This window comes from Streptomyces sp. NPDC047453 (assembly GCF_040643155.1).
Taxonomy (GTDB): Bacteria; Actinomycetota; Actinomycetes; order Streptomycetales; family Streptomycetaceae; genus Streptomyces.
In genome coordinates, this window is record NZ_JBEYTS010000012.1 from 144,059 (window position 1) to 168,341 (window position 24,283).

General features: G+C 72.1%; 20 protein-coding genes and 3 pseudogenes. 11 read left to right on the plus strand and 12 right to left on the minus strand.

Features of this window, described 5'->3' with window-relative positions:
- Positions 1 to 25: 25 nt before the first annotated feature.
- Complete coding sequence (locus ABZ818_RS14300) at positions 26 to 223, minus strand: antitoxin (protein WP_361413942.1); 198 nt, start codon at positions 221 to 223, stop codon at positions 26 to 28.
- Between the two features lie 163 nt (positions 224 to 386).
- On the opposite strand from ABZ818_RS14300, the pseudogene ABZ818_RS14305 reads away from it, so the two are divergent.
- A pseudogene (locus ABZ818_RS14305) lies at positions 387 to 713 on the plus strand (DoxX family membrane protein); the annotation flags it as partial.
- A 247-nt stretch (positions 714 to 960) separates the two neighbouring features.
- Positions 961 to 1,842 (plus strand): neutral zinc metallopeptidase, encoded by an 882-nt coding sequence (locus ABZ818_RS14310; RefSeq protein WP_361413945.1) that lies wholly within the window; start codon positions 961 to 963, stop codon positions 1,840 to 1,842.
- Between the two features lie 63 nt (positions 1,843 to 1,905).
- Here the strand turns inward: ABZ818_RS14310 and ABZ818_RS14315 are convergent, their stop codons facing one another.
- Positions 1,906 to 3,252 carry an alpha/beta fold hydrolase gene (locus ABZ818_RS14315; RefSeq protein WP_361413948.1) on the minus strand — a complete coding sequence of 449 codons (1,347 nt, stop codon included), beginning with the start codon at positions 3,250 to 3,252 and terminating at the stop codon, positions 1,906 to 1,908.
- Between the two features lie 335 nt (positions 3,253 to 3,587).
- Between ABZ818_RS14315 and ABZ818_RS14320 the strand changes: the two genes are divergently transcribed.
- The 3 genes from ABZ818_RS14320 to ABZ818_RS14330 all read left to right on the plus strand — a co-directional run bounded on the left by ABZ818_RS14320 (position 3,588) and on the right by ABZ818_RS14330 (position 7,169).
- On the plus strand, positions 3,588 to 4,574 hold the full coding sequence (locus ABZ818_RS14320; protein ID WP_361413951.1) for a winged helix-turn-helix domain-containing protein: 987 nt from the start codon (positions 3,588 to 3,590) through the stop codon (positions 4,572 to 4,574).
- A 238-nt stretch (positions 4,575 to 4,812) separates the two neighbouring features.
- Entirely contained in the window at positions 4,813 to 6,528 is a 1,716-nt protein-coding gene (locus ABZ818_RS14325; protein WP_361413954.1) for a PHP domain-containing protein, read from the plus strand.
- Entirely contained in the window at positions 6,525 to 7,169 is a 645-nt protein-coding gene (locus tag ABZ818_RS14330; RefSeq protein WP_361413957.1) for a hypothetical protein, read from the plus strand. Before ABZ818_RS14325 ends, ABZ818_RS14330 begins: the two co-directional genes overlap by 4 nt.
- A gap of 176 nt (positions 7,170 to 7,345) precedes the next feature.
- Here ABZ818_RS14330 and ABZ818_RS14335 read toward each other — a convergent pair whose 3' ends face one another.
- Entirely contained in the window at positions 7,346 to 8,551 is a 1,206-nt protein-coding gene (locus ABZ818_RS14335; protein WP_361413960.1) for a cytochrome P450, read from the minus strand.
- Positions 8,552 to 9,005: 454 nt separating this feature from the next.
- On the opposite strand from ABZ818_RS14335, the gene ABZ818_RS14340 reads away from it, so the two are divergent.
- The gene (locus ABZ818_RS14340) at positions 9,006 to 9,677 is read left to right on the plus strand and encodes a GntR family transcriptional regulator (protein WP_361413963.1); all 672 of its coding nucleotides are present in this window, start codon (positions 9,006 to 9,008) and stop codon (positions 9,675 to 9,677) included.
- Between the two features lie 9 nt (positions 9,678 to 9,686).
- Entirely contained in the window at positions 9,687 to 10,694 is a 1,008-nt protein-coding gene (locus tag ABZ818_RS14345; protein ID WP_361413966.1) for a 1-aminocyclopropane-1-carboxylate deaminase, read from the plus strand.
- 380 nt (positions 10,695 to 11,074) lie between these two features.
- Here ABZ818_RS14345 and ABZ818_RS14350 read toward each other — a convergent pair.
- Positions 11,075 to 11,661, minus strand: a pseudogene (locus ABZ818_RS14350) (SDR family oxidoreductase).
- 2 nt (positions 11,662 to 11,663) lie between these two features.
- On the opposite strand from ABZ818_RS14350, the pseudogene ABZ818_RS14355 reads away from it, so the two are divergent.
- Positions 11,664 to 12,465, plus strand: a pseudogene (locus ABZ818_RS14355) (FAD-dependent oxidoreductase); the annotation flags it as partial.
- 131 nt (positions 12,466 to 12,596) lie between these two features.
- Here the strand turns inward: ABZ818_RS14355 and ABZ818_RS14360 are convergent.
- The 5 genes from ABZ818_RS14360 to oxc all read right to left on the minus strand — a co-directional run bounded on the left by ABZ818_RS14360 (position 12,597) and on the right by oxc (position 17,821).
- A complete protein-coding gene (locus tag ABZ818_RS14360; RefSeq protein WP_361413969.1) occupies positions 12,597 to 13,724 on the minus strand; it encodes a CapA family protein in 1,128 nt (375 codons plus the stop codon).
- Positions 13,725 to 13,768: 44 nt separating this feature from the next.
- Entirely contained in the window at positions 13,769 to 14,230 is a 462-nt protein-coding gene (locus ABZ818_RS14365) for a hypothetical protein (RefSeq protein ID WP_361413972.1), read from the minus strand.
- 19 nt (positions 14,231 to 14,249) lie between these two features.
- On the minus strand, positions 14,250 to 14,483 hold the full coding sequence (locus tag ABZ818_RS14370) for a hypothetical protein (RefSeq protein WP_361413975.1): 234 nt from the start codon (positions 14,481 to 14,483) through the stop codon (positions 14,250 to 14,252).
- A 6-nt stretch (positions 14,484 to 14,489) separates the two neighbouring features.
- Entirely contained in the window at positions 14,490 to 15,530 is a 1,041-nt protein-coding gene (locus ABZ818_RS14375) for an NAD(P)-dependent oxidoreductase (protein ID WP_361413978.1), read from the minus strand.
- Positions 15,531 to 16,087: 557 nt separating this feature from the next.
- Complete coding sequence (gene oxc / locus ABZ818_RS14380) at positions 16,088 to 17,821, minus strand: oxalyl-CoA decarboxylase (RefSeq protein ID WP_361413981.1); 1,734 nt, start codon at positions 17,819 to 17,821, stop codon at positions 16,088 to 16,090.
- Positions 17,822 to 18,102: 281 nt separating this feature from the next.
- Here oxc and ABZ818_RS14385 point away from each other — a divergent pair, with 281 nt between their 5' ends.
- Entirely contained in the window at positions 18,103 to 18,471 is a 369-nt protein-coding gene (locus ABZ818_RS14385; protein WP_361413984.1) for a hypothetical protein, read from the plus strand.
- 152 nt (positions 18,472 to 18,623) lie between these two features.
- On the opposite strand, the gene ABZ818_RS14390 is transcribed toward ABZ818_RS14385, so the two are convergent.
- Complete coding sequence (locus tag ABZ818_RS14390) at positions 18,624 to 18,797, minus strand: hypothetical protein (RefSeq protein ID WP_361413987.1); 174 nt, start codon at positions 18,795 to 18,797, stop codon at positions 18,624 to 18,626.
- 240 nt (positions 18,798 to 19,037) lie between these two features.
- Between ABZ818_RS14390 and ABZ818_RS14395 the strand changes: the two genes are divergently transcribed.
- Positions 19,038 to 19,721, plus strand: a complete 684-nt coding sequence (locus ABZ818_RS14395; RefSeq protein ID WP_361413989.1) for a GntR family transcriptional regulator — start codon at positions 19,038 to 19,040, stop codon at positions 19,719 to 19,721.
- A gap of 99 nt (positions 19,722 to 19,820) precedes the next feature.
- Here ABZ818_RS14395 and ABZ818_RS14400 read toward each other — a convergent pair whose 3' ends face one another.
- Positions 19,821 to 21,977: an acetate--CoA ligase family protein gene (locus ABZ818_RS14400; protein ID WP_361413992.1), complete on the minus strand. Its 2,157-nt coding sequence runs from the start codon at positions 21,975 to 21,977 to the stop codon at positions 19,821 to 19,823.
- 3 nt (positions 21,978 to 21,980) lie between these two features.
- Positions 21,981 to 23,210: a formyl-CoA transferase gene (frc, locus tag ABZ818_RS14405; RefSeq protein ID WP_361413995.1), complete on the minus strand. Its 1,230-nt coding sequence runs from the start codon at positions 23,208 to 23,210 to the stop codon at positions 21,981 to 21,983.
- A gap of 291 nt (positions 23,211 to 23,501) precedes the next feature.
- Between frc and ABZ818_RS14410 the strand changes: the two genes are divergently transcribed.
- On the plus strand, positions 23,502 to 24,254 hold the full coding sequence (locus ABZ818_RS14410; RefSeq protein ID WP_361413998.1) for an acyl-CoA dehydrogenase family protein: 753 nt from the start codon (positions 23,502 to 23,504) through the stop codon (positions 24,252 to 24,254).
- Positions 24,255 to 24,283 lie beyond the last annotated feature (29 nt).

A 24,283-nucleotide genomic window follows, 5' to 3' on the forward strand; every position in this document is an offset into this window, starting at 1 on the left:
CACACCCGGGGGCGCCGCCGTGTGCTCAGTCCTTGTGCTTGCCCAGCTTGTCCACGGCGTCCTGTGCCTTGTCGACGACGGTGTCGATCGTGCTGCTGTGCTTGCCCCCGGTCTTGCCGTCGATGAAGTCGCCGGCCTTCTCCAGCCCGTCGGAGATCTTGTCGCCGTGGGCTTCGGCGATGTCCTCGACCTTGCCCTTCAGGTTCTTCAGCTGGTCGAACATGCGCGTGCGGCTCCTCTACGGGGCTGTAGTGGCTCGGGGCGCCATGATCTCACGACGCGGGCCAGGCCCAGCCAGGCCCGGCTGGGTTTGGCCAGGCCCAGATGCACGACGGTGCAGGCTGCGGAAGGATCGGTACCGGGGACAGAGCGGACGCGTGCCGTCGCTGTTCGCCGCGATCGGCGGTCTGTCGGAGTTCCTGGGCGGCCTCGGTCTCGCCCTCGGGCTGCTGACCCCGCTCGCGGCCGCCGCCCTGATCGCAGTCATGATCAATGCGATGGCGACCGTCACCGGCGTCCACGGCCTGTGGGAGACGGACGGCGGAGTGGAATACAACGGGTGCATCGCCGTCGTCGCCCTGGGGATCGCCGCCATCGGCCCGGGCCGACTGGCCGTCGACCGGTTCTTCCGATGGGGCGCGGGCGGCTGGAGCGAGGCGGCCCTCGCTCTGGCCCTGGGTGGCGTGGGCGCCGCGGTCACGCTCAGTCTCTAGTGCTGCGACCGGACACAGCACTGGCCCGCGGCGCCGGGGACACATCGAGAACCCGGTGGCGCGCGGAGCCGGGGACACGCCGAGAACCCCGTGGCGCGCGGAGCCGTAGGGTCCTGGGCCGCCTGCGCGCCGCGGAACTGACGGTCTGTGAGGCGTCCGTGGGGCGTCGCCGCCCACCCTCGCACGACCAGTCCGCGACACCGGGCAGAATGGGGGTGATCACCAACCCCCAGGAGACGAACGACCCATGGAATTCCGCGATGACGTGGATCTTGATGCTTCTCAGGTCGATGACCGCGGCAGCGGCGGCGGCATTCCCGGAGGCGGGCTCACCATCGGCGGCGGTGTCATCGGCGTCGTCGTCGTGGTCGTCGCACTGCTCCTGGGTGTCAACCCGGCGGGTCTCCTGAACGGCGGCGGCTCGAACTCCGCGACGCAGCAGCAGGGAGAGGACCTGAGCGCGAAGTGCCGGAAGGGCAGTGACGCCAACCAGTCGGAGAAGTGCCGTGTGGTGGGCGTGGTCAACAGCATCCAGCGCTACTGGCAGGGTGCTCTCCCCGAGCACTACCAGCAGTCCTACACCAAGGCCGGAACCCACCTGGTCTCCGGCACCTGGAGCACGGGGTGCGGCCGGGCCTCCTCGGCCATGGGCCCGTTCTACTGCCCGGCCGACCGCGGGGTCTACCTCGACCTCGGTTTCTTCCGTGACCTGGAGGACAGGTTCGGCGCCAAGGGCGGCCCCTTCGCGCAGGCGTACGTCATCGGCCACGAGTACGGGCATCACGTGCAGAACCTGCTGGGCACCATGAACCGCGCCGGCCGGGACCGCACGGGAGCCGACAGCGGTTCGGTCCGGCTGGAGCTCCAGGCCGACTGCTACGCCGGGGTCTGGGCCAAGAACGCCGTCACCACCGGCTTCTTCGACAAGCCGTTCACCGACTCCGACATCCGCGAAGCCCTCGACGCCGCGGAAGCCGTCGGCGACGACCGCATCCAGGAACGCACCCAGGGCCGCGTCGACCCGGAAGGCTGGACCCATGGCAGCTCGCAGCAGCGGGTCCACTGGTTCACCACCGGGTACACCACGGGCTCCCCGGCCCGGTGCGACACCTTCACCGGCGCCATCTGACCACGTGAAGGCCCCGGCCGGGTTCCCCGGTCGGGGCCTTCGTCGTTCGTACGGGCCTTGCCGTCAGCGCCGGTCCAGCAGGAAGTCGTACACCGCCCGGCGGCCCCTGTCGTCGGTCGCCCTGCTCTGCACCGAGTGCGCCGCACCCGGCACCACCACGACCTGGGCCCGGGGCGTCAGCTTCTTCTGGTCGTAGAGCCATTCCAGCGGGGTCGACAGGTCCCGGTCACCGCCGAGCAGCAGGACCGGTACGCCCGGCAGCCTGCGGTGCTCCCGAGGCAGCGGCGGCACCGGCGTGCGCGGCCAGTGCAGACAGCTCAGCATCGAGCCGAGGCCGGTCGCCGTGGCGGCGTCGAAGGGGCCGTAGTCGGCCGGTGTCAGCTCCGCACCGGCCTTCTCCAGCGCCTCCCGGCGTCCGGCCGGCGGAGCGTCCGCCCTGCCCCAGGGGTAACGCCCGTCCAGGCACAGCGTGGAGGCGTGCAGCCCCTGGCTGAGTTCCTCGGCGCTCGCCGCGCTGCCCTCCCGCACACCCGCGATCAGGCCCCGCAGCAGCCCGGGGTCGCCGTTCGCCGCCTTGTGCAGCGCGTCGATCATCTCCGCGTAGTCGGGGTCCACGAACTCCCAGGTGGGCAGCGCGTCGATCACGTCGACGCCGTTGCCGTACCGGGCGACCACCTCGGCCAGGTCCGCCGCCGGGTCCGTGGTGCAGCCCGTCGCCCGGCAGGCAGCCGTCAGCACGCGCGGCGCGGCGCGCAGGGCGGCGCGGTCCATCGGGTCGTATCCGGTCTGCGGCACCACCGAGTCCAGGACCAGCCGGGCCACGTGCTGCGGGTGGGCCAGGGCGTACCGTTCCGCGGTGTACGTGCCGTACGAGACGCCGTCGAGCGTCATCCTGCGCACGCCCAGGGCCCGGCGCAGCAGGTCCAGGTCCGCGACCGTGTCACCGGTGCCGTAGAAGCGGCGGTCGGGACCGATGGTCGCGGCGCAGTCCGTCACCGCCCGGGCCGTGGGCGGCGTCAGGTCGGACGAGCCCATCTCCTCCTGCAACTGCGGGCACCGCAAGGCGGCGTCGCCGGTGCCGCGTTGGTCGATCATGACGAGCCGGTAGTCCTTCAGGACCGGCGTCAGCCTCTGGCTCAGCCGCTCGACGAAGGGCACGCCCGGCTGCCCCGGACCGCCCGTGAGGAAGAGCAGGACGCCCTTGGGGGCCTTGGCGTTGTCCGCCATCGCGACCTTCAGGCCCAGCCGGCCCGGCACGCCGCCGCCGTGGTCGAGCGGGACGGTCAGCGTGGCGCAGGTGAAGCCCTTCAGGCCCGGGCAGGCCGCGGCGCCGGAGAGTCCCCCGCTCTCCCCGGCCGGCGCCGCGGCTGCCCGGTCCTGTGCCGCGGACGTGCACGTCCCCGACAGCATCAGCAGGCTGACGGCGGCCAGTAGGGCCGTCCCCAGCCTCGCGGGTCTCCCGCTCCCGCGCCCCCTCGGGACCTTCCGCATCCCCCGCCAAACCCGCATTCCCCGCACCCCCGTGTCGTCGGCCGGTGTCGTCGGCGTCCCCGGCGTCCCCCGTGTTTCCGGCATCCCCGTTTCCTCCGCATCCCGGTGTCCGGCCTTCGGCGCCGCACCAGCCTGCGCCGAACAGGTCTGCCGGCGCGAGCTTCCGTGCGACGATTCGAGCACGTTCGAAGCAGAACAAGAGCAGAACGAGAGCAGAACCGAAGCTGAACGAGGCGGCGGCAGGGGGACGGGCTGTGATCGAACTCATCGTGGACGCCGGAGGGTTGGCCCGTACCCGGTTCGCCGTCTCGCCGCTGCACGAGGTTACGGCGACGCTGCTCCCGTGGGGCCTGCGCCCGGCCACGGACACCGATCCGTGGGTCGCGCGCGCCCGGCGCGTGCTGCGCCGGGCACGGCTGCCCCTGCTGTCGGAACTGGCCCTGGACCGTGGCGGCTACGTACCGGACTTCCTCAGCCCGCACCCCACCGGACCCTCGCCCACCGTCGGGGAGGAACTGGAACAGGTCCGGAACACCCCGCCCGCCCGGGTCCTGTTCGAGTTGGAGGCGCTGCGCGACGGCCGCCCGCACAACGGCCTGGCCGGTGCGGAGGTGCCCCCAAGGGTGAGCCGGGCCATGGACCGCGGCGGCGGCTACGTCGCCCGGCGGGTCGCGGAGGAACTGGGGCGCTACTGGGACCTGGCCTTCGCCCCGTACTGGGAGGCCGCACGTGCGGTCCTCGAAGCGGAGGTCGACCGCTGCGCCGGTGTGCTGGCCCGGCACGGCGCGGCCGCGCTCTTCAACTCCCTGCATCCCGGCATCGCGTGGTCCGACGGCACGCTGCGCGTCGACAGCCGGTTCACCGTGAAACTGGCCGTGCCCCTGCTCATCGTGTTGCCGTCACTGGTGGTGCCGCAGCCGGCCGTGGCCGTGGACCCGGTGCTCGGTGGACGCAGGCCGCCCATGGTCGCCTGTCCCGTGCGCGACCGGGCCGCCGTTCCGCAGCCTCCGTCCGACGAGTTGGCCAGACTGCTCGGTCCCACCCGGGCCGGACTGCTCACCGCGCTGGCTCGTCCGGCCTCCACCACCGAGCTGGCACGACATCACTACCTCAGTCCCGCCACGGTCTCGTACCACCTGGGCGTACTGCACAAATCGGGCCTCGTCACCCGCGCCCGCTCCGGCCGCGCGGTGCTCTATCACCGCACCCAGGCGGGTTCCCGGCTGACGGGCACCCGATAGACCCGTGCGCCGGCCGTCATGCGAGCACCGTGCGCCCTCGACTCCGAAAGTGGCTTGTTCCGCTCGGTCCGACGGCGCCGGCGCGAGTGCCGAAACCACAGGTGGCCCCGTGCCACGTCCGGGTGCCGCCTGCCGTACCCGCCGTTGTCACCAGCCGTTCCCGCCGTGTTGGCGGCAGGGGCCCAGCATGGGCGCCGCTCGAACACGCTTTTAACGTACAGACGGCAGGAGTTCGGACATGGGCCACGGCCACAGTCACGCCCACGGGCACCACCACCACGACCACGGGCACGGCACGGGCGGCGGGTCCCTGCCGCCGGCGCTTGACCTGGAGGTCCCCGACACCGAGTTGACGCCCGATCAGCTGTCCCGCAGGTCCATGCTCCGCCGCACCGGCCTGCTCGGTGCCGGACTGGCGGCGGGCAGCGTGCTCGCCGGCGCCGGACAGGCGGCCGCGTCCCAGGGCCAGGACCAGAGCCGGCAGTCCGCGGAATCCTCCCGTTCCGGGGGATACCTGTGGCTGGCCGGCGACCACCACATCCACACCCAGTACAGCTCCGACGGCAAGTACCGGGTCGTCGACCACGTGCGCCAGGCCAACGCGCACGGCCTGGACTGGATGGTCATCACCGACCACGGCAGCGAGCAGCACGCCAAGATCGGTGTGGAGAAGGTCAACCCGGACATCGTCGCCGCCCGCGGGCAGATCTCCGACACGCTGGTCTTCCAGGGCCTGGAGTGGAACATCCCGGCCGCCGAGCACGGCACCGTCTTCGTCCACCCCGGCTCGAACGAGGTCGCCGTGCTGAAGGAGTTCGAGAACTCCTTCGACGGGGCCGTGAAGAAGGCCACCGCCAACACCCCCGCCAACGAGGCGCTCGCCATCGCGGGCGTCAACTTCCTCGCCGAGCAGGTCCAGCGCCGCAAGGTCAAGGACGTCCTGTTCCTGGCCAACCACCCCGCCCGCAAGGGCATCGACTCCCCGCACGAGATCCGTGCCTGGCGCGACGCGCAGCCGACGATCGCCGTCGGCATGGAGGGCGCTCCCGGCCACCAGGCCGCCGGCCTGCGCGCGCCGGGCGGCCCCGGCTCGGGCCGGGGTTACTACGACGGCAGCCCCGGCGCCGACTCCTTCTCCGGCTACCCGCTGGAGAGCTACCGCACCTGGGGCGGCTTCGACTGGATGACCGCGACCGTGGGCGGTCTCTGGGACAGCCTGCTGGCCGAGGGCAAGCCCTGGTGGATCACCGCCAACTCCGACTCCCACAGCGTCTACGCCGACTCCTCCGTCCGCGGGCCGGGCAGCAACTTCAACGCCAACGGCCACTACGAGGACCCCGTCCACGGCGGCGCGCTGAACCTGAGCGACGGCGACTTCTGGCCCGGCCAGTACTCCCGCACCCACGTCGGTGCCGCCTCCTTCTCCTACCAGGCGGTCATGGAAGGCATCCGCGCCGGCCGCGTCTGGGTCGACCACGGCGGGCTGATCAGCGGCCTCAACGCCCAGCTGCGCTCCGGCGGCAAGGCCGTCACCCTCGGCGACGTGCTGCACGTGCGCCGCGGCAGCCAGGTCGACCTGGTCGTCGAGGTCAGCCTCGCCAACGGCCCGAACTGGGCGCAGTTCGTGCCGAAGCTGGCCCGGGTCGACGTGATCCAGGGCGACGTCACCGGCCGGGTCTCCGACAAGGACGCCTTCATCACCCCGGACACCAAGGTCGTGAAGTCCTTCGAGGTGGACAAGTCCACCGGCTCGGTGCGTCTGACGTACTCCCTCGGTCCCGTGGACAAGCCGGTGTACGTGCGGCTGCGCGGCACGGACGGCAACCGCACGGCGGTCGGTCTGCGCGGTGCCTCCGTGGACCCGGCCGGACCGGCGATGGACGTGGTCGGCGACGCCGACCCGTGGAAGGACTTGTGGTTCTACTCCAACCCGATGTGGGTCCTGCCCGCATGACCGGTACGCCCGGCGGACCCGGCGTCCCCACCGTCATCGGTGTGGACACCGGGTCGGCGGACCTGCGCGGCGCCGACCACCTCGCCCAGGAGCTGGTGGCGCGGCTCAGCCTGCCGGACGTCACCGTCGCCTGCACGCACCCGGTCCGCAGCGGCGAGCGGCCGCACATCGCCGTCTCCCTGTCGCTGCCGGACGCGGACACCGCGGCCTCGGTGTGGCCCCGGCTCGTCGCCGTCCTCGCGGTCCTCGCGGACGAGGGCCGGCCGCCGTCCGGCGCGGCCTTCGGCGCGCTGCGGCACGGCCCGGAGCCGTACGCGGACGGCGCGGCCCTGGCCGCGGCCGAGCAGCAGACCCGCGAGCAGGGACGTGCCGTCGTCTACCCCGGTGTCCAGCGTCTCGTCGGCACGGTCCCGCTGAGCTTCCTCCTCCAGCACACCGCGATCGACCGGGTCACCGTCATCGGGGCGCCGTCCGGCCCCGGCGGCGGCCCGGGACCGGACACCTCGGTGACGACCCGCGATCACGTGCGCCCTCTGTGGCAGGACGGACAGCTGGTGCTGCCGCTCGTGCCCGCCGCGGGCGGCGTCCTCGCCCCCTTCGAGGTGCCCGACCCCACGCCCTGCTGCGCCGATCACGGCTGACGCCCGTCCCGGCCGGCGGCATGCCCCGGAAGAAGTCCTTCCGCCTCGCGGTCCCAGCAGGTCACAACGGGTCCGCGGGGCAGTAGGGTCCGATCCATCGAGCCCCGTGTCGTGGTCGAAGGAGGGGCAACCGGGGTATCCGATGGCGTGCCATCGGCACTTCCCGGCGGGCGTCCCTACCAGGCCACCGGCAGCTCCAGGGGGAACCGCCTGATCGTCTTCTGGTCCCAGCGCACCTCCTCCGGCGGCACCGCGAGCCGCAGCCCCGGGAAGCGCTCCATGAGCCGCCCGATGGCCACTTCGAGTTCTGCCATGGCCAGAGGCATCGCGATGCACCGGTGCCCGCCCCAGCCGAACGTCATATGAGGGGAGTTCGGCCGGTCGACGTCGATGTCGTGCGGGTCCGTGTAGCGCTCCGGGTCGCGGTTGGCCGTCAGGTACGACACGTGGACGTAGTCGCCCGCCCGGATCAGCACACCGCCCAGCTCCACGTCCTCGAGAGCCACCCGGGGGATGCCGACCCCCTTGCGGAACGGGATGTGGCGGAGCAGCTCGTGCAGCACCTCGGGCAGGGCCTCGGGCCCGCTCCTGACGCGTTCCGCCAGCTCGGGCCGGGTCAGGAGCAGGTACACGATGTCGCTGATCTCGCAGGTCGCCGTGTCCTGGCCGCTGAGCGCCAGCATGAGGGTCATGACCGCCAGTTCCCGGTCGTCCAGCTGCTCCTTGCCGTCCCGCGCCGCGGCCATCGCGCTGATGAGGTCGCTGCCGGGCGACTTCCTCCGCTGTGCGACGAGTTCGCCGAAGTAGGCCGTCAGATCCCTCTTGGCGTCCGCCGCGGCCTCCTTGGTGTCCGCGCCGACGACGAGCAGCTGGTGCACGGCCTTCTGGATCCGGGGCCATTCCTCCCGCTCGATGCCGAGGAGGTCCAGGACGGTGTGCTGGGGAAGCGGGTCGGAAAGGTGCCGGATCAGGTCCGCCGGCGGGCCCGCCTGCTCCATGCGGTCCAGCAGATCGTCCGCGAGCCGGACGATCCGGTGGCGCATGTTCTCCACCTGCGGCTGGGTGAAGGCCTGTGAGGCCAGATGACGGACGCGGCTGCTGTACGGCGGGTCCATCACGTTGATCGACTCGGGCGACACGATGGGCTCCGGCGTCATCCGGGGGTAGTCGCGTCCGATGATGCCCGCCCGGCTGAACCGCTGGTCGGTGGTCACCTGCTTGACGGCGTCGAAGCCGGTGACCAGCCAGGCGTCCGCGTCGCCGTAACGCAGCCGGATCCGTGCGGGGGTGCCGCGGCACATCAGGTCCGCGAGGGAGGGATCGAACTCCAGGGCTTCGCTGAAGTCGAACGGGCAGACGGCCGTCTCGTTGTCCGTGGTCATCAGTCGCTTCCTTCGGGCATGGGTACGACGTCGGTGGTGTCCAGGCCCGGCGAAGGCTCACGGCGCCGCCGACCGCCGAGCAGGACGAGGCGGGCCGTCCCTCGTTGGCGATCGACACCGGGCCACCGCTGAGCGCCGCGGCCCATCCGCCGCCGAGCGGTGGGAAGGTGACGGAGGCGGTGGCACCGGGCCCCCGAGGTGCGCGCGATCCTCCGGGACGGCGGACGGAGCGCGCGCCGGCCGGTACCCCGGTGAGTGCGGGCGCCAGGGCCGCCGCGGCCCCATTGCCTCCTTGCTGATGGAAACACGCGAGCCGGTGACCCGCTCCGTAGGTTCAGCCAGGTGGGTTAACAAGCCTTTGCGCGACGGCGACGCCGGGTGTCGGCCGGTAGCGGAAGGACCCCCGACGGCGCACTCTTGACAGCTCTCTGTCATGCAGCGTGCAATATATTGCATGCCAGTTCCGCAGAGCCGAGGGCTCGTCTCCAGGTCACTCCTTCGCGACAACGCCTACCGGGTCATCCGGGACGCCATCGTCGACGGCACCCTCGCACCGGGGGAGCGCCTCAACGACAGCGACCTGGTGGAGTGGCTGGGCGTCAGCCGCACACCGGTGCGGGAGGCCCTGGCACGTCTTGAGCAGGCCGGCCTGGTGTGGACGAAGCCCGGCCGCTACACCATGGTCAGCCCCCTGGACGTCCGGGCGGCGCGTGCGGCCCAGTCGGTGACGGCGGCCATGCACGAACTCGCCGTCCGCGAGGCGATGCCCAACCTGTCCGCCGCCGAGCTGGACGCCATGCGCCAGGCCAACGCGCGCTTCGCCGACGCGCTGCGCCGCAACGACGTCGACGCGGCGATCGACGCCGACGACGCCTTCCACGGCGTCGCCGTCACCGCCTGCGCCAACCCGGCCGTCCGCTCCGTCCTGGAGCAGTTCACGCCGGTGCTGCGGCGCGTGGAGAGACTGCGTTTCTCCTCACTGAGCGGCCGCGGCTCGGTCGCCCAGCACGACCGGATCATCGCGCTGTGCGAGGCCGGAGACGTCGAGGGGGCCGTGGCCGCCACCCGCACCAACTGGCAGACGCTGCTGCCGCTGCTCGACACCCTGCTCCCCGACACCGACTAGGAGCCACAGATGTCCCTCGAGTCCTTCGAGCGCCACCCCCTGCTGTTCGGCCCCAGCCCCGTCCACCCGCTGGACCGGCTCAGTGACCATCTCGGCGGTGCCCGTATCTGGGCCAAGCGGGAGGACTGCAACAGCGGGCTGGCCTTCGGCGGCAACAAGACCCGCAAACTCGAGTACCTGGTCCCCGACGCGCTCAGCAAGGGCGCGGACACCCTGGTCAGTATCGGCGGCGTCCAGTCCAACCACACCCGGCAGGTGGCCGCGGTCGCTGCGAAGGTGGGTCTGAAGGCCGTCCTGGTGCAGGAGAGCTGGGTGGACTGGCCGGACGCGGTCAACGACAAGGTCGGCAACATCCTGCTGTCCCGCGTCATGGGCGCCGACGTACGGCTGGTCCAGGCGGGTTTCGGCATCGGGTTCAAGGACAGCTGGCACCAGGCCCTGGAGGACGTCCGCGCCGCCGGCGGCACTCCGTACGCCATCCCTGCCGGAGGCTCCGACCACCCCCTGGGCGGCCTCGGCTTCGCCAACTGGGCCTACGAGGTCCAGCGGCAGGAACGTGAACTCGGGGTCTTCTTCGACACGATCGTGGTGTGCAGCGTCACCGGCAGCACGCACGCGGGCATGATCGCCGGCTTCGCGGGCCAGGACAGGCCCCGCCGCGTGGTGGGCATCGATGCCTCGGCCAAGATCGACGAGACCCGCGCCCAGGTGGAGAAGATCGCCCGCAACACCGCCGAACTCATCGGCCTCGGCCGGGAGTTGCGCGACGACGAGATCACCGTCCTGGAGGGCTGGGCCGGCGACCTCTACGGCATCCCCGTCCAGTCCACCCTGGACGCCATCCGCCTCACCGGCCGCCTCGAAGGCATGATCATCGACCCCGTCTACGAGGGCAAGTCCATGGCAGGACTCATCGACCTCGTCCGACGCGGAGACATCCCCAAGGACTCCAACGTCCTGTACGCCCACCTGGGCGGCCAGCCCGCCCTCAACGCCTACAGCGGCGCATTCCACTGACCCAAGCAGGCACCCGGCCCCGCCGGGGAACCTGATCGGGAGCCGCCCCGCCGTCGTCCCGTGGTCCCGGGACCGACGGCGGCCCGGCACGGGGGCCGTGGGCCGGACGGCGGTGCGGTTGCGGCGGGCCGTGGGGCAGACGGTGCTGCGGGTCCCTGAGGGCGGAGTACGAGGCGGGCGATGCGGCCTCGGTCGGCCGGGTGTCAGAAGGGGCGGACGGCGGTGCGGCCCCGGTGCGCGGTGGGTCAGACGGCGGTGCGGCCATGGCGGGCCATGGGTCAGACGGTGTTACGGGTCCCCGCGGGCCAGGAACCGGACGGGCCGTGCGGCCTTGGTCGGCCGGGGATCGGACGGCGGTGCGGGCCCTGTCGGCCCGGGGGTCAGACGGCCGTGCGGCCGCCGTCCGCGGGCAGCACCGCGCCCTGGACGAAGCTCGCGGCATTGCTGGCCAGGTAGGCGATCGCCTCGGCGATCTCCTCCGGTGCGGCCGGGCTTCCGCGGCCAGGGCGTCGAGGGCCTCACCCATGCCGACGGTGCTCTCCGTACGGGTCGGACCGGGCTCCACGGCGTTGACCCGCACTCCGTGGGGGCCGAACTCGGCGGCCCACGCCTTGGTCAGCAGGTTGAGTGCCGCCTTGCTCGACCCGTACAGCGCCATCCCGGAGACGCCGTACTCCGCGACCATGGTGCTGACGTTCACGATCGCGCCGTGCCCGCGTGCGGCCATCGCCGGGGCGAGGGCCGCCACCAGGTGGAACGGGGCCTTCACGTTCAGGTCGTAGACGGTGTCCACCTCGTCCTGCGGCACCTGCTCCGTGGGGCCGAACGGGTACACGCCGGCGTTGTCGACGAGGATGTCCACCCGGCCGCCGCCCGCGCCCACGGCTTCCCCGGCCAGCTGCCGCACCGACTCCGCGGTGCGCAGGTCGGCGGCGACGAAGTCGGCCCTGCCGCCGCGGTCGCGGATGCCGGCGGGAACCGTTCGCGGGCGAGCTGATCGAACGCGGCCTCACCCGGCGGGCGCGGACGTACGGATCGGCGCGCAGGTCACCGCGCTGCGCCGCCCGGATCTCATCGGACCGGTCACCCTCACGCTCGACGACGGCAGCGAACTGGAGGCCGACGAGGTCATGTTCGCCACCGGCCGCACCCCCGCCACCGACGACATCGGCCTGGACACCGTCGGCCTCACCCCCGGCTCCTGGCTGGAGGTGGACACCACGTGCCTCGTCCGCGGCGTCGACGGCGCATGGCTCTACGCCCTGGGCGACGTCAACCACCGCGCCCTCCTCACCCACGAGGGCAAGTACCAGGCCCGTACCGCGGGCGACGCCATCGGCGCCCGCGCCGCCGGCCGCCCGCTCGACGACGCCGACTGGGGCGACCACGCCACCACCGCCGACCAGCACGCCGTCCCCAGGTGTTCTTCACCGACCCCGAGGCGGCCTCCGTCGGCCTGACCGCCGAACAGGCGGCCGCCGCCGGCTACCGCGTCAAGACCGTCGACCTCGACTTCGACGCGGCCCAGGGCGCCGACCTGTACGCCGACGACTACGAGGGCCACGCCCGGATGGTGGTCGACCTCGACCGCGAAGTCCTCCTGGGCGTCACCTTCGTCGGCCCCGGGGTCGGCGAACTGCTCCACTCGGCCACCGTCGCGGTCGCCGGCGAGGTACCGCTCAAACGGCTCAGGCACGCCGTCGCCTGCTTCCCGACCATGAGCGAGATCTGGCTCTTCCTCCTCGCCGCCTACCAGAAGGACCGCGGCTGAGTCCCGGCACCTGCCGCCGACTCGGCCGGACACGCTTGATCGGCGCCCGGTCGCGGTCGGTCGGCCCGTACGCCGACCGGCCTTCAGGGAGCGGGCCGTGCGCCCGGTGGTGCTCCCGTGCCGCACGGGTCCTACGGCTCCTGTGCGTGGGCCGTCGTCCGTGCCGCTCTGAGCGTGCCGTCCGGCCCCGGGGTGATGGCCACACCCGTGCTGATCCGGCCGAGAGTCGTCCGCAGCCATGCGCGGTCCTCCCCGGTGGCGGGTTCCAGCCGCATCCGCCGGGCCCGCAGCGGCACCAGGCGCAGGTCCGCGAGCCGTCCCGTGGCCGCCGTGAGCGAGGGGAAGTAGGCGATCCGCAGGTCGTCGCGGTACTGCTCGTAGCCGGAGATGCCCTCGTAGTCGTCGATGAAGTCGCCGCAGCCGTACAGGATCAGCCGGTCGCGGTACACCTCGACGGGACGGGGGTGGTGCGAGGAGTGCCCGTGGACGACGTCGACACCGCCGTCGACCAGCGCGCGGGCGAAGCGGATCTGCTCCCGGGGGACGTGGTAGCCCCAGTTGGACCCCCAGTGCACCGAGACGACCACGAGGTCACCCGGAGACCGCGCCCGCCGGACGCGCTCGACGACCGACGCGGCCGCCTCCGCCGTCGCCGCGGGTACGTACGCGACACCGGCGAGGTCCGCGGTCGCCGCCCAGCTCCCCGGTATGCCGCTGGACGTCATCCCCAGGGCGAACACCAGCACGCGGACCCCGTCCGCGACCGGGCACACCGCGGGCGCGTACGCCGACTCCGCGTCCCGCCCGGCGCCCGCCACCGGCAGTCCCGCACCCGTCAGGGAGTCCAGTGTCTCCAGCAGCCCCGCACGGCCGAAGTCCAGCGTGTGGTTGTTGGCCAGGACGCAGACGTCGGGCCGGGCCACCTCCAGGGCGGGCAGGTTGGCCGGGTGCATCCGGTAGTGGACCTCTTTCTCCGGCGCGAACGCGTCGCCGCGAGTCACGGACGTCTCGAGATTCACGATCCGTACGTCCGGGGCGGCTGCCGCCAGCACCGGCAGGGTCTCGCCCCACGGCCACGCCGGTGGGACCGGGGCGGGAATCGGTCCGCTCGCCGCCTCCGCCAGCTCGACGTAGGAGCGGGCGTCGCGGACCCAGGCCTCCCGCAGGGCCGGATCGCCGGGGCACGGGAGGATCTGGTCGACGCCGCGGCCGAGCATCACGTCGCCGCACAGGAACAGCGTCACCACGTCGCCGCGCATACCCCCACAGTAGTGGCCGGACGGCACGTCACCGCCCGGTGCGGCTACCTGCGCCGGCCGCTCCGCCGCCGACCGGCCGGGCGCGGACATGACCAGGACGCGCGGTCGGTGAGCAGACCCAGTCCGATGGCGAGCAGCCAGGAGTCCTTCGCGAGCGGGATGCCCTGCTGGGTGGGCAGCGGGCTGCCCTTGGCGTGGGTGCCGGGCGTGCGCAGGTAGAGCCCGACCAGGCCCGAGGAGAACGCCGTCAGCCCCGCTCCGGCGATGCCGCTGGGCACCAGCGGTGTCAGCAGCGCCGCGCCCAGCGTCACCTCCGCGGTGCCGAGCAGCCGGGTGAAGCGGTGGGGAGAGAGCCTGCTCAGGAACGGATAGGCGTGGGTGGCCATCGCGTGCAGGCCCTCCTCCGTCTGCTCGTCCGCCGAGAGCTTGCCCAGACCCGAATGGAGAATGAACGCCCCGGTCGCCAGCCGTGGAGCGATGTGGTGGGCCTTCAGTGGCAGTTCCATGGGTTCCTCCGCCGCGGAGTCAGGCGTGGTCGACGAGTTGCGCGAATCCGCGCCGACGTGCGCAGTTGGCGCAGCAGAAGAAGCGTCCGTCGGCCTGGAGACCGTGGCCGAGGATGCGGCATTGGCAGTTGTCGCAGGTCGGGGCGATCCGCTGGGCCGCGCATTCGAGGCTGTCGAAGATGTGGACGGCGTTGCCCGTGCGTACCTCGAATGCCATCTCGTAGTCGTTGTCGCAGACCTCGCACACTGCCATGAGCCTTCACTCCTCGCTGTGCCGGACCGGTGCCCCGGCGTCGGATCGGGCCGCGGATCCCGAGAGTCGGGTCGCGTATCCCGAGCTGTATTCCACCAACGGCACCGGTCGGACCGGCCGCCGCGGCACAACCACTCCGACGGACCCCACGCCCCACGACCCCGGCCGGTGCGTATCAGCGGCCCGCCCTCCGCCGGGAGACCTCGGCGAGCGTGGCCCAGTCGCGCTCGGACCAGCCCGCCGCGACGGCTTCGAGCAGGGCGTCCCGTACGAGGCTGCCGGTGGGCAGGGCCAGGTCGTGGCGATGCGCCGCCGACAGGGCGAGGCCCACGTCCTTGAGCCCGAGCCGCGGCGTGAACCCGGGGGCTCGTAGCGCTGTTCGGCCATGAGCCCGCCGTACGTGCCGTAGACCGGTCCGGGGAACAGCGTCCCGCTGATCAGCTCGACGAACCCTGTGGCTTCGATGCCGTACGACTCCACCAGCGACGTCGCCTCCGCGGTGGCCTCGACCGCGGCGGCCAGCAGGAAGTTGACCGCGATCTTGACCACGTTGGCCCGTGCCGGGTCGTCTCCCAGTTCCCAGATCCGCCCGGCCAGCGGTTCGAGGACGGGCCGTGCCAGGTCCAGTGCCTCGGGGGCGCCGGCGGCCAGGACGTTCAGCTTTCCGGCCGCCGCCACATCGGCCCGGCCCAGCACCGGCGCCGCCACGTATCCGATGCCCCGCTGCGTGTGCCGCTGTTCCGCCTCGGTGGCGAAGCCGGCCGACACCGTCGCCAGGTTCACGTGCATGCGGCACTCGGCGCCGTCCAGCACCCCGCTGTCCAGGATGAGCGACCGGATGCCGGCGTCGTCGGACAGCATGCTCATCACCACGGGGAGCCTGAATACCTGCGCGAGGTCCGCCGCGGCCTCCGCTCCGTCCCCGCGCAGTTCCTCGACGGCGGGCCGCGACCTGTTCCACACCACCACGCGGTGCCCGGCGGCCAGCAGCCTGCGCGCCTTCGGACGGCCCATCGTGCCGAGCCCGACGAACCCGATCTCATCCATCCCTGTTGCTCCTCTCGCGTGCCCGGTCGGTCCGTGCGGACCATCGGTCACACCGGGTGCCGATCATCTTGCTCTCGGTGTGGTCCGGCAGGCCGTCATGACCGCCCACGCGCCGTCGAACGGCGCAGCGGGGACTCCGTCACCCGACGGACGGGGATCGTCGTCCGTGCGGCCCGCTCGTGCAGTCGAGCGCGAACCGGGCTGAAGTCGTCGGCGAGGCCACGCGCGCATACGCCGCGGAGGCGTGGCGGTGGCGGAAGAGCACGGAGAGCGCCCGCACGCGGAGTCGGTGCGCCGGCCTCTCGCACTCGGTGAGCCCGGGCCCCTCGTGGGGCCGCGGCGCCGCGCCGACGCGCGGATGGGCGAGTTGCGGCGGACGCCGGCAGTGGGTATCCGGGGCACCTTGGCACGGGCCAGGCGCCGAGTGGGCGTGCGGGCATGGAGGATCCCCTGCTGACCCGCCAAGGGTGCGGGTCAGCACGGGGTGCGGCGGCATTCGGTTCACTGTCCCGGAAGACCGCGACGGGACTGCGGGTGCGGGGAGTTGGCGGGTTCGGTCAGCGCTGGACCGTGATGCCCTTCGGGTTGAGGTGGGAGATGTTGCCGCTCTCGGTCCCGTCCGACGGGTCGATCACGCAGTCGATGAGCGCCGGGGTACCCGAGGCCAGGGCTTCCCGCAGGGCGGTGGCGACCTCGTCGGGTGTCGTCGCCTGGTAGCCCTTGCCGCCGAACGCCTGGATCATGAGGTCGTGGCGGGCCTTGAGGGCGGTCGGCGCGGGGTCCGCGGAGGTGGAGGCCTCGTCGCCGCGGTAGACGCCGCTGTTGTTGAGGACGACGGTGACGATGGGCAGGTTGTAGCGGCAGACGGCCTCGATCTCCATGCCGCTGAACCCGAAGGCGCTGTCGCCCTCGATGGCGACCACGGGGTCTCCGGTCTCGACGGCGGCGGCGATGGCGTAGCCCATGCCGATGCCCATGACGCCCCAGGTACCGCTGTCCAGCCGGTGGCGCGGTATCCGCATGCCGATCGTGTTGCGGGCCAGGTCGAGCGCGTTGGCGCCCTCGTTGACGACGTAGGCGCGGGGGTTCTCCGCCAGGACGTCGCGGATCACCTGGAGCGCGCCGAGGAACTTCATCGGGTGCGCGGTCTTCGCGGCATCGAGGCGCTTGGCCATCTTGGCCGCGTTCTGCGCGGAGCGCGCCGCGAGTTCCTCCCGCCACTCCTGCGCGGCCGGGATCCGGCCGGGCTTGCTCCGCTCGACCAGGGCCTCCATCACCGACGCGACGTCGCCGACGAGCGGGGCGGCGATGGGCTGGTTGCTGTCCATCTCGGTGGCCGCGATGTCCACCTGGATGAACTTGGCGGACGGGTCCCACTGCGGTGCCTCGCCGTGCCCGAGCAGCCAGTTCAGGCGCGCGCCGACGAGCATCACGACGTCCGCCCTGCGCAGGGCCAGTGACCGGGCGGTGGCCGCCGACTGCGGGTGGTCGTCGGGCAGCAGGCCCTTGGCCATGGACATGGGCAGGTAGGGCACGCCGGTCGTCTCGACGAACTCCCGGATCTGCTCGTCCGCCTGCGCGTACGCCGCGCCCTTGCCGAGGACGACCAGGGGCCGCTCCGCGCGGGCGAGCAGGTCGATCGCGCGGTCCACGGCCGCGGGTTCGGGCAGCTGACGCGGCGCCGGGTCCACGACCTCCCACAGCGACGCGGCGCCCCGCTCCTTGTCGAGGACCTCTCCGAGCACCGCGGCCGGGATGTCGAGGTAGACCCCTCCGGGACGCCCGGAGACCGCGGTGCGGATCGCGCGGGCCACCCCGCGGCCGATGTCCTCGGCCCGGTGGATCCGGTAGGCGGCCTTGACGAAGGGCTTCGCCGCCGCCAGTTGGTCCATCTCCTCGTAGTCGCCCCGCTGGAGGTCGACCAGGTGCCGCTCGCTGGATCCGGAGATCTGCACCATGGGGAAGCAGTTCGTGGTGGCGTTGGCGAGGGCCACGAGTCCGTTGAGGAAGCCCGGGGCGGAGACCGTCAGGCAGATGCCCGGCCGCTTCGTGAGGAATCCGGCCGCCGCGGCCGCGTGCCCGGCGTCGCTCTCGTGGCGGAAGCCGATGTAACGCATGCCCGACGCCTGCGCGACGCGCGCCAGATCGGTGATCGGGATGCCGACGACGCCGTAGATGTTCTTGACACCGTTGCGCCTGAGCGCTTCGACGACCAGGTGGATCCCGTCGGTGAGAGCGGCCGGATCGTCCGTGTCCCCCAGCCCTGTTTCCGGCAAGGAAGCGTTGGTCATGGTCGGGATCCTCCCTGAACGTCACGAATGGCTTCGGGAATACTGTATTCAGTATCCCCGAGCTGGGAGGCGCTAGCAAGGATTCGCGTGGGGCGGTGTTCTTGGCCCGCGTCCCGCGGGGCCGTCGTGTGATCGCGAGCCACGGCGGACCGGACGTCAGTGCGGCGTGTCGCCGCCGCATTGTCAGTGACATGCAGGAAAATGCCGCGGGAAAGAGAGATCAACATCGCCCGAGCTGGGTAAGTGATCTTCAGTCCCAGCATCGAGGAAGGCCCCCGCTGATGCAGTCCATATCCGGCCCGGCCCGCGCCGTCGTCCTGCACCACCACAGCCGTGCCGGTGCCGCCCTCAGCCCCACGGGTGCTGACCTCCTGCGCATCATCTCCGACCCGGCCACGCTCGTGTTCCTCACCGTGCACGCGGGCGGACGCCGCAGGTACAGCTACTGGCAGCCGTTCGACCGCCGCACCGGCCGGGGGAGCTGCTACGTGGCGTTGCCCACGGACGTGTGCGACATGCTGCACTCCAGCGGACGGATCACGCTCGGCGAGCCCCTCGTCGACTCCACCAGGACCACCTACCGCGTCGGACCCGCGGACACCCCGGTCGCGCCGCGCCGCCCCCTGCGGACGAGCGCCCTCGCGGCATGACCGAGGGGGCCGGCGGTACGGGCTGCCGGCCCCCTCGGTCATGCCGCCGCGTCGGACGGCGTCGTGTCGTGGATCCTGTCCGGTTCATCGCGTCGCGCCCGGTCCGGCGTGCCGGATCCGCGGTGGCGCGCCGAGCGCGCGGGCGCGCGTGCTCAGTTCCCGAGGCCGCTCTTCGGCCGTTCCTTGGCGGCTCGGGCCTTGCCCCGGGCCTCCAGTGCGGCTCCCTTGGCCGCCGTGGTCTCGTTGTGGAGCGCGTGCGCCACCTTCCTCACGGCCTTCCCGACCAGCTGCTCGGTCGTGGCCCTGGCCTTCTCTCCGGCGCTCATGTCGGTCCTTTCCCTGGCGCTCACTCACCCGCCTGCCCGCGACCCCGGGGCGAAAACCGCCCGTCGCGAGGGTGGGCACCCGGTGACGCCGACGTCGTCCGGCAGTCCGCGACTCCTGGATGATGTGAACTGGGTCACAGTCGGTGTGAGTCCTGTGCGGGGCGGTGCGTCGGTAGACTGTAGACGAAAGTCAATCTCACTCCCAGGCTCGGTCGGGCCGCTGATCAGGGGATGGAAGCCATGCTCTCCGCGGGTTTGCCGAGCGGAACCGTGCCGAAGCTGGAGCGGCCGGGCCCGCTGCGCGAGCGGGTCTACGAGGCCCTCCTCGAACTCATCATCACCCGGGTGCTCAAGCCCGGTCAGCACCTGATCGAGACCGAGCTCGCCGGGCAGCTCGGCGTCTCCCGTCAGCCCGTGCGCGAAGCGCTCCAGCGGCTCAACACCGAGGGCTGGGTCGATCTGCGCCCGGCCCAGGGCGCTTTCGTGCACGAGCCCACCGAGGACGAGGCCGACCAACTGCTCGTCGTACGCGGCCTGTTGGAGGCCGAGGCGGCGCGGCTTGCGGCGGCCGGGGCCGGCGGCGAGGCGCCGGCGCGGTTGCGTGAGCTGTGCGAGGAGGGCGAGCGGGCCCTGCAGTCCGACGACGTCGACGCGGTGGTCGCCGCCAACGCCGCCTTCCACTCGTACGTCATGGAACTCGCGGCGAACTCCGTGCTCGCCGAACTGTCCGCGCAGGTGGACCGCCGGATGCGCTGGTTCTACACGCCCATCGCGCGGACCCGCGGCGAGCACTCCTGGCGCGAGCACCGCGAGTTGATCGACGCGATCGAGGCGGGTGACGAGCAGCGCGCGCAGCAGCTGATGCGCGCGCACACGGAGCAGACCCGCGTCACCTACCACGAGCGTGCCGGCTCCGAGGAGTGACGCCGGGCGCGGCCACGCGCCTGCACCGAACGGCCAGGGGGCGCCACCGCGAAGGTGGCGCCCCCTGGCCGTCGAATCAACGCGTCGACCGCCGGGTGGTCACCCGTCGGCCGGAAGCAGTCCGGCGGCCCTGGCCCAGCGGTACTTGGCGCCGAGCGCGGCCACCGGCTGTTCGGTGGTGTAGGGGTAGGCGACGACCCCGCGCTCGAACAGGTAGGCGCTGGCCGCCTCCACCTCGGTGTCCCCGGCGAGCGAGGCCACCACGGGCTTGTGAATCCCCTTGGCCCGCGCCTCGGCGACCACGCGCGCGGTCAGTTCGGCGAAGACCATCGGCGGGGTGACGATGGTGTGCCAGTAGCCGAGGATCAGCGCGTGCACCCGCGGGTCCTCCAGACCGAGGCGGATCGTCGCCTCGTAGGTGGAGGGCGGCTCGCCACCCGTGATGTCGATCGGGTTCCCGGCCGCGCCGAACGGCGGGATGTACCGCATGAACGCCTCGTCGAGGTCGTCCGGGATCTCCATCAGCCTCAGCCCGTTGTCCACGCAGGCATCGGAGAGCAGCACGCCGGAGCCGCCGGCGCCGGTGATGATGACGACGTTCTCGCCCTGCGGGGTGGGCAGGACGGGAAGCGCCCGGGCGTACTCCAGCATCTCGTGCAGGCCCGGGGCGCGGATGACGCCGGCCTGCCGCAGGATGTCGTCGTAGACGGCGTCGTCGCCGGCCAGGGCTCCGGTGTGGGAGCCGGCGGCCTTCGCTCCGGCCGAGGTGCGCCCGGCCTTGAGCACCACGATCGGCTTCTTCGGCACGGTCTCGCGGGCGGCCTCGACGAACGCCCGGCCGTCCTTGAGGTCCTCCAGGTGCATCGCGATGCACTTGGTGTTCGGGTCCTCGCCGAAGTAGGTGAGCAGGTCGTCCTCGTCGATGTCCGACTTGTTGCCGAGGCCCACGATCGCGGAGACACCGGTCTTGGTGGTGCGGGCGAAGCCGAGGATCGCCATGCCGATGCCGCCGGACTGGGAGGTCAGCGCCACCGGGCCCTTGACGTCGTACGGGGTGCAGAACGTGGCGCACAGGTCCTGCCACGGCGAGTAGTAGCCGTAGATGTTCGGTCCCAGCAGCCGTACGCCGTGCTCCCGGGCGATGGCGACGATCCGCTCCTGGAGTTCGTGCTCGCCGGTCTCGGCGAACCCGGACGGGATCAGGACGGCGTTGGGTATGCCCTTGGCGCCCACCTCCTCCAGCGCGGTGGGCACGAACTTCGCCGGGATCGCGAAGACGGCCACGTCCACCTCGCCCGGGATGTCCAGGACGGAGGCGTGCGCCTTGCGGCCCTCGATCTCGTCGGCCTTCGGGTTGACCGGGTGGATGTCGCCCGCGAACCCGCCGTCGATGAGGTTGCGCATCACCGAGTTGCCGATCTTGCCGGCCTCGTTGGAGGCACCGATCACCGCCACCGACCGCGGCTGCATCAGCCGTGTCATCGCCGTCAGGATCTCCTCACGGCTGTACTTCGGCCGCGCGGCCGGCGCGTTCTCGGCGAGGATCACGCGGATGTCGGCCGCGAGCGCGCCCTCGGGCGTGGCGATCACCGGGTTGAGGTCCACCTCGGCGATCTCCGGGAAGTCCGTGACCAGTTGCGAGACCCTGCGGATCTGCTCTGCCAGCGCCTCGCGGTCCACCGCGGGCGCGCCGCGCACGCCGCGCAGGATCTCGGCCGCCCCGATCGAGTCGAGCATGGAGGCCGCCTCGTCCTCGGCGACCGGCGCCAGCCGGAAGGTCACGTCCTTGAGGACCTCGACCAGCACGCCGCCCAGACCGAAGGCGACGACCTTGCCGAAGGTGGGGTCGGTGACCGCCCCGATGATGACCTCCTGGCCCGGCGGCAGCATCTGCTGCACCTGCACGCCGGTGATCCGGGCCTTGGGGTCGTACTTCTTGGCGTTGGCGATGATCCGGTCGAACGCCGCACGCACCTCGTCCGCCGTGTGCAGACCGACGACCACCCCGCCGGCGTCGGTCTTGTGCAGGATGTCGGGGGAAACGATCTTCAGGACGACCGGCCCGTCGAAGGCGCCGGCGTGGGCGACCGCCTCGTCCGCGTCGCGTGCCAGGGCCTCGCCGGGGGTGGCGATGCCGTACGCGTCGGCGATCCGCTTGCCCTCGGGCGCGGTCAGGGCGCTGCGGCCCTCGGCGCGCACGGTGGCGAGCACCTTCGCCACGGTGTCGCGGTCGGCTGAGGCATGGTTCAGGGGCATCGCTCAGATCACTCCGTTCGTCTTGAGGAGCTTCAGTTCCTCGTCGTCGAGGCCCAGTTCGCCGGCGTAGACCTCTTCGTTGTGCTCGCCGAGCAGCGGGGAGCTGGTGATGGTCACGGGGGAGTCGGACAGCTTCAGGGGCGAGCCGACGGTCTTGAAGGTGCCGCGCTCGGGGTGCTCGACCGGGACGATCATCTCGTTGGCGGCCAGCGACCGGTCTTCGATGATCTCCTTGGTGGACAGGATCGGGCCGCAGGGGATGCCGTGGGAGTTGAGGGCCTCAAGCACCTCCCACTTGGGCAGGGTGCTGCTCCACTCCTCGATCAGCTGGAACATCTTGTCCAGCTTGGGCAGCCGGGCCTCGGGACTGGCCCAGTCGGGGTCCTCGGCCAGTTCCGGGCGGTTGATCAGCTCGGTGATGGGCTTCCAGCCGGGCGGCTGCACCACGATGTACACGTAGTCGTTGGGGCCTCCCGGCGCGCACTTGACGGCCCAGCCGGGCTGGCCGCCGCCGGAGGCGTTCCCCGAGCGCGGCACTTCCTCGCCGAAGTCCTCGTTCGGGTACTCGGCGAGCGGGCCGTGCGCCAGGCGCTGCTGGTCGCGCAGCTTCACCCGGCAGAGGTTGAGCACCGCGTGCTGCATGGCCACGTTGACCCGCTGGCCGCGCCCGGTGCGCTCGCGCTGGAAGAGCGCCGCGAGGATGCCGGCGACGAGGTGGACCCCGGTCCCCGAGTCGCCTATCTGCGCGCCGGTGGCCGTCGGCGGGCCGTCCTCGAAGCCCGTGGTCGCCATCGAGCCGCCCATGGCCTGCGCGACGACCTCGTACGCCTTGAAGGTGGTGTACGGGCCCTCGCCGAACCCCTTGATGGAGGCGTACACGATCCGCGGGTTGATCTCCTGGATGCGGTCCCAGGTGAAGCCCATGCGGTCGACGGCGCCCGGTCCGAAGTTCTCGACCATGACGTCGGAGCGCCGGATCAGCTCGGTGAGCAGCTCCTTGCCGCGTTCCGTCTTGGTGTTGAGTGTGATGCTCCGCTTGTTGCAGTTGAGCATCGTGAAGTAGAGGGAGTCGGCGTCGGGGAGGTCCCGCAGCTGCCTGCGGGTGATGTCGCCGGTCGGCGCTTCCAGCTTGACGACGTCCGCACCGAGCCAGGCGAGCAACTGGGTGGCGGAGGGGCCTGACTGGACGTGTGTCATGTCGAGGACGCGCACGCCCTCAAGAGCCCTGGTCATGGGGATCACCTCACTTGTACACGGTTTGGTGCGTCTGGCCGTACGGGAGTCGCCGAGCCCTCCCCTCCTGAATGCCGGCGTTCTGAACACGGACGTCCTGAATCGGACGCGTCCTGCATACAGGCAACGAATACTGTATGCAATCATCGACCGACCGGATGGCGACTGTCCAGTCGCCTGCGCGTGATTTTGCTCGGGCGGTGGATTCGCGCACTTGGGGGTGGTCGGCGCTCCCAGCAGAGAGCATACTGTATGCAATCTGCGTTGGAAGTGACTTCAAGGGGCCGCCCCATGTCGTACCGCACCGCTCTCTCCCACGCCATGAGCAGCGTCATCGAGCCCGGGGCCGAACGGGTCCGCACGCACGGCGCGTTCCCCCGGGCCTCGGTCGCCTCGCTGGGGCGCTCCGGACTGCTGGCGCTCACCGTCTCCGCCGACCTCGGCGGACAGGGACTCGGTCTGGCGGAGGCCGCCGAGGTGGTGGCCGAGGTGTCCCGGGCCTGCCCGGCCACCGGCGCCGTGCTCAGGTCCCACTACGCCGCCGTCGCGGTCATCGAGGCCCACGGCATCCACTGGGTGCGCCGGAAGATCGCCACCGGGCACCACCTGAGCACCCTCGCCCTGGCGGAGGCCGTCGAGTCCGGTGAGCACGGCGCGCCTCCCGGTCCGCCCTCGACGGCGACGCGCACGGGGGACGTGGTGGCGCTGCGCGCCCGGAAGCACAACGTGGTCGGGGCGGGGGAGGCCGACAGCTACGTGTGGTCCTCCCTGCTGGCCGACGGGCGCGACGGACTGACCCTCTGGCTGGTGCCGGCCGACGCCCCCGGGCTGTTCGTGCCCGCACGCCCGGACGGGGAGGGTCCGCCCGGCAGCGCGTCGTCCACCGTCCGTGCCGACCCCGTCCTGGTGCCGGAGGGGGCGATGCTCGGGCCGAGCGGCGGCGGGATCAGCACCGTGCTGGGCGCGGTGCTGCCGTGGCTGGCCGCACTGCCGGCCCCGGGTGCGGCGGTCGCGCAGCCGGTCGGCGCCGAGGTGCGCGTGTAGCCGCCGGCTCGCGGTGTCTCGTGGGGCCT

Bases quoted from the DNA above. Each gene is read 5' to 3' on its own strand.
- ABZ818_RS14300 (WP_361413942.1), bottom strand. From the start codon at position 223: ATGTTCGACCAGCTGAAGAACCTGAAGGGCAAGGTCGAGGACATCGCC.
- ABZ818_RS14310 (WP_361413945.1), top strand. From the start codon at position 961: ATGGAATTCCGCGATGACGTGGATCTTGATGCTTCTCAGGTCGATGAC.
- ABZ818_RS14315 (WP_361413948.1), bottom strand. From the start codon at position 3,252: ATGCTGTCGGGGACGTGCACGTCCGCGGCACAGGACCGGGCAGCCGCG.
- ABZ818_RS14325 (WP_361413954.1), top strand. From the start codon at position 4,813: ATGGGCCACGGCCACAGTCACGCCCACGGGCACCACCACCACGACCAC.
- ABZ818_RS14330 (WP_361413957.1), top strand. From the start codon at position 6,525: ATGACCGGTACGCCCGGCGGACCCGGCGTCCCCACCGTCATCGGTGTG.
- ABZ818_RS14335 (WP_361413960.1), bottom strand. From the start codon at position 8,551: ATGACCACGGACAACGAGACGGCCGTCTGCCCGTTCGACTTCAGCGAA.
- ABZ818_RS14340 (WP_361413963.1), top strand. From the start codon at position 9,006: ATGCCAGTTCCGCAGAGCCGAGGGCTCGTCTCCAGGTCACTCCTTCGC.
- ABZ818_RS14345 (WP_361413966.1), top strand. From the start codon at position 9,687: ATGTCCCTCGAGTCCTTCGAGCGCCACCCCCTGCTGTTCGGCCCCAGC.
- ABZ818_RS14360 (WP_361413969.1), bottom strand. From the start codon at position 13,724: ATGCGCGGCGACGTGGTGACGCTGTTCCTGTGCGGCGACGTGATGCTC.
- ABZ818_RS14365 (WP_361413972.1), bottom strand. From the start codon at position 14,230: ATGGAACTGCCACTGAAGGCCCACCACATCGCTCCACGGCTGGCGACC.
- ABZ818_RS14370 (WP_361413975.1), bottom strand. From the start codon at position 14,483: ATGGCAGTGTGCGAGGTCTGCGACAACGACTACGAGATGGCATTCGAG.
- ABZ818_RS14375 (WP_361413978.1), bottom strand. From the start codon at position 15,530: ATGGATGAGATCGGGTTCGTCGGGCTCGGCACGATGGGCCGTCCGAAG.
- oxc (WP_361413981.1), bottom strand. From the start codon at position 17,821: ATGACCAACGCTTCCTTGCCGGAAACAGGGCTGGGGGACACGGACGAT.
- ABZ818_RS14385 (WP_361413984.1), top strand. From the start codon at position 18,103: ATGCAGTCCATATCCGGCCCGGCCCGCGCCGTCGTCCTGCACCACCAC.
- ABZ818_RS14390 (WP_361413987.1), bottom strand. From the start codon at position 18,797: ATGAGCGCCGGAGAGAAGGCCAGGGCCACGACCGAGCAGCTGGTCGGG.
- ABZ818_RS14395 (WP_361413989.1), top strand. From the start codon at position 19,038: ATGCTCTCCGCGGGTTTGCCGAGCGGAACCGTGCCGAAGCTGGAGCGG.
- ABZ818_RS14400 (WP_361413992.1), bottom strand. From the start codon at position 21,977: ATGCCCCTGAACCATGCCTCAGCCGACCGCGACACCGTGGCGAAGGTG.
- frc (WP_361413995.1), bottom strand. From the start codon at position 23,210: ATGACCAGGGCTCTTGAGGGCGTGCGCGTCCTCGACATGACACACGTC.
- ABZ818_RS14410 (WP_361413998.1), top strand. From the start codon at position 23,502: ATGTCGTACCGCACCGCTCTCTCCCACGCCATGAGCAGCGTCATCGAG.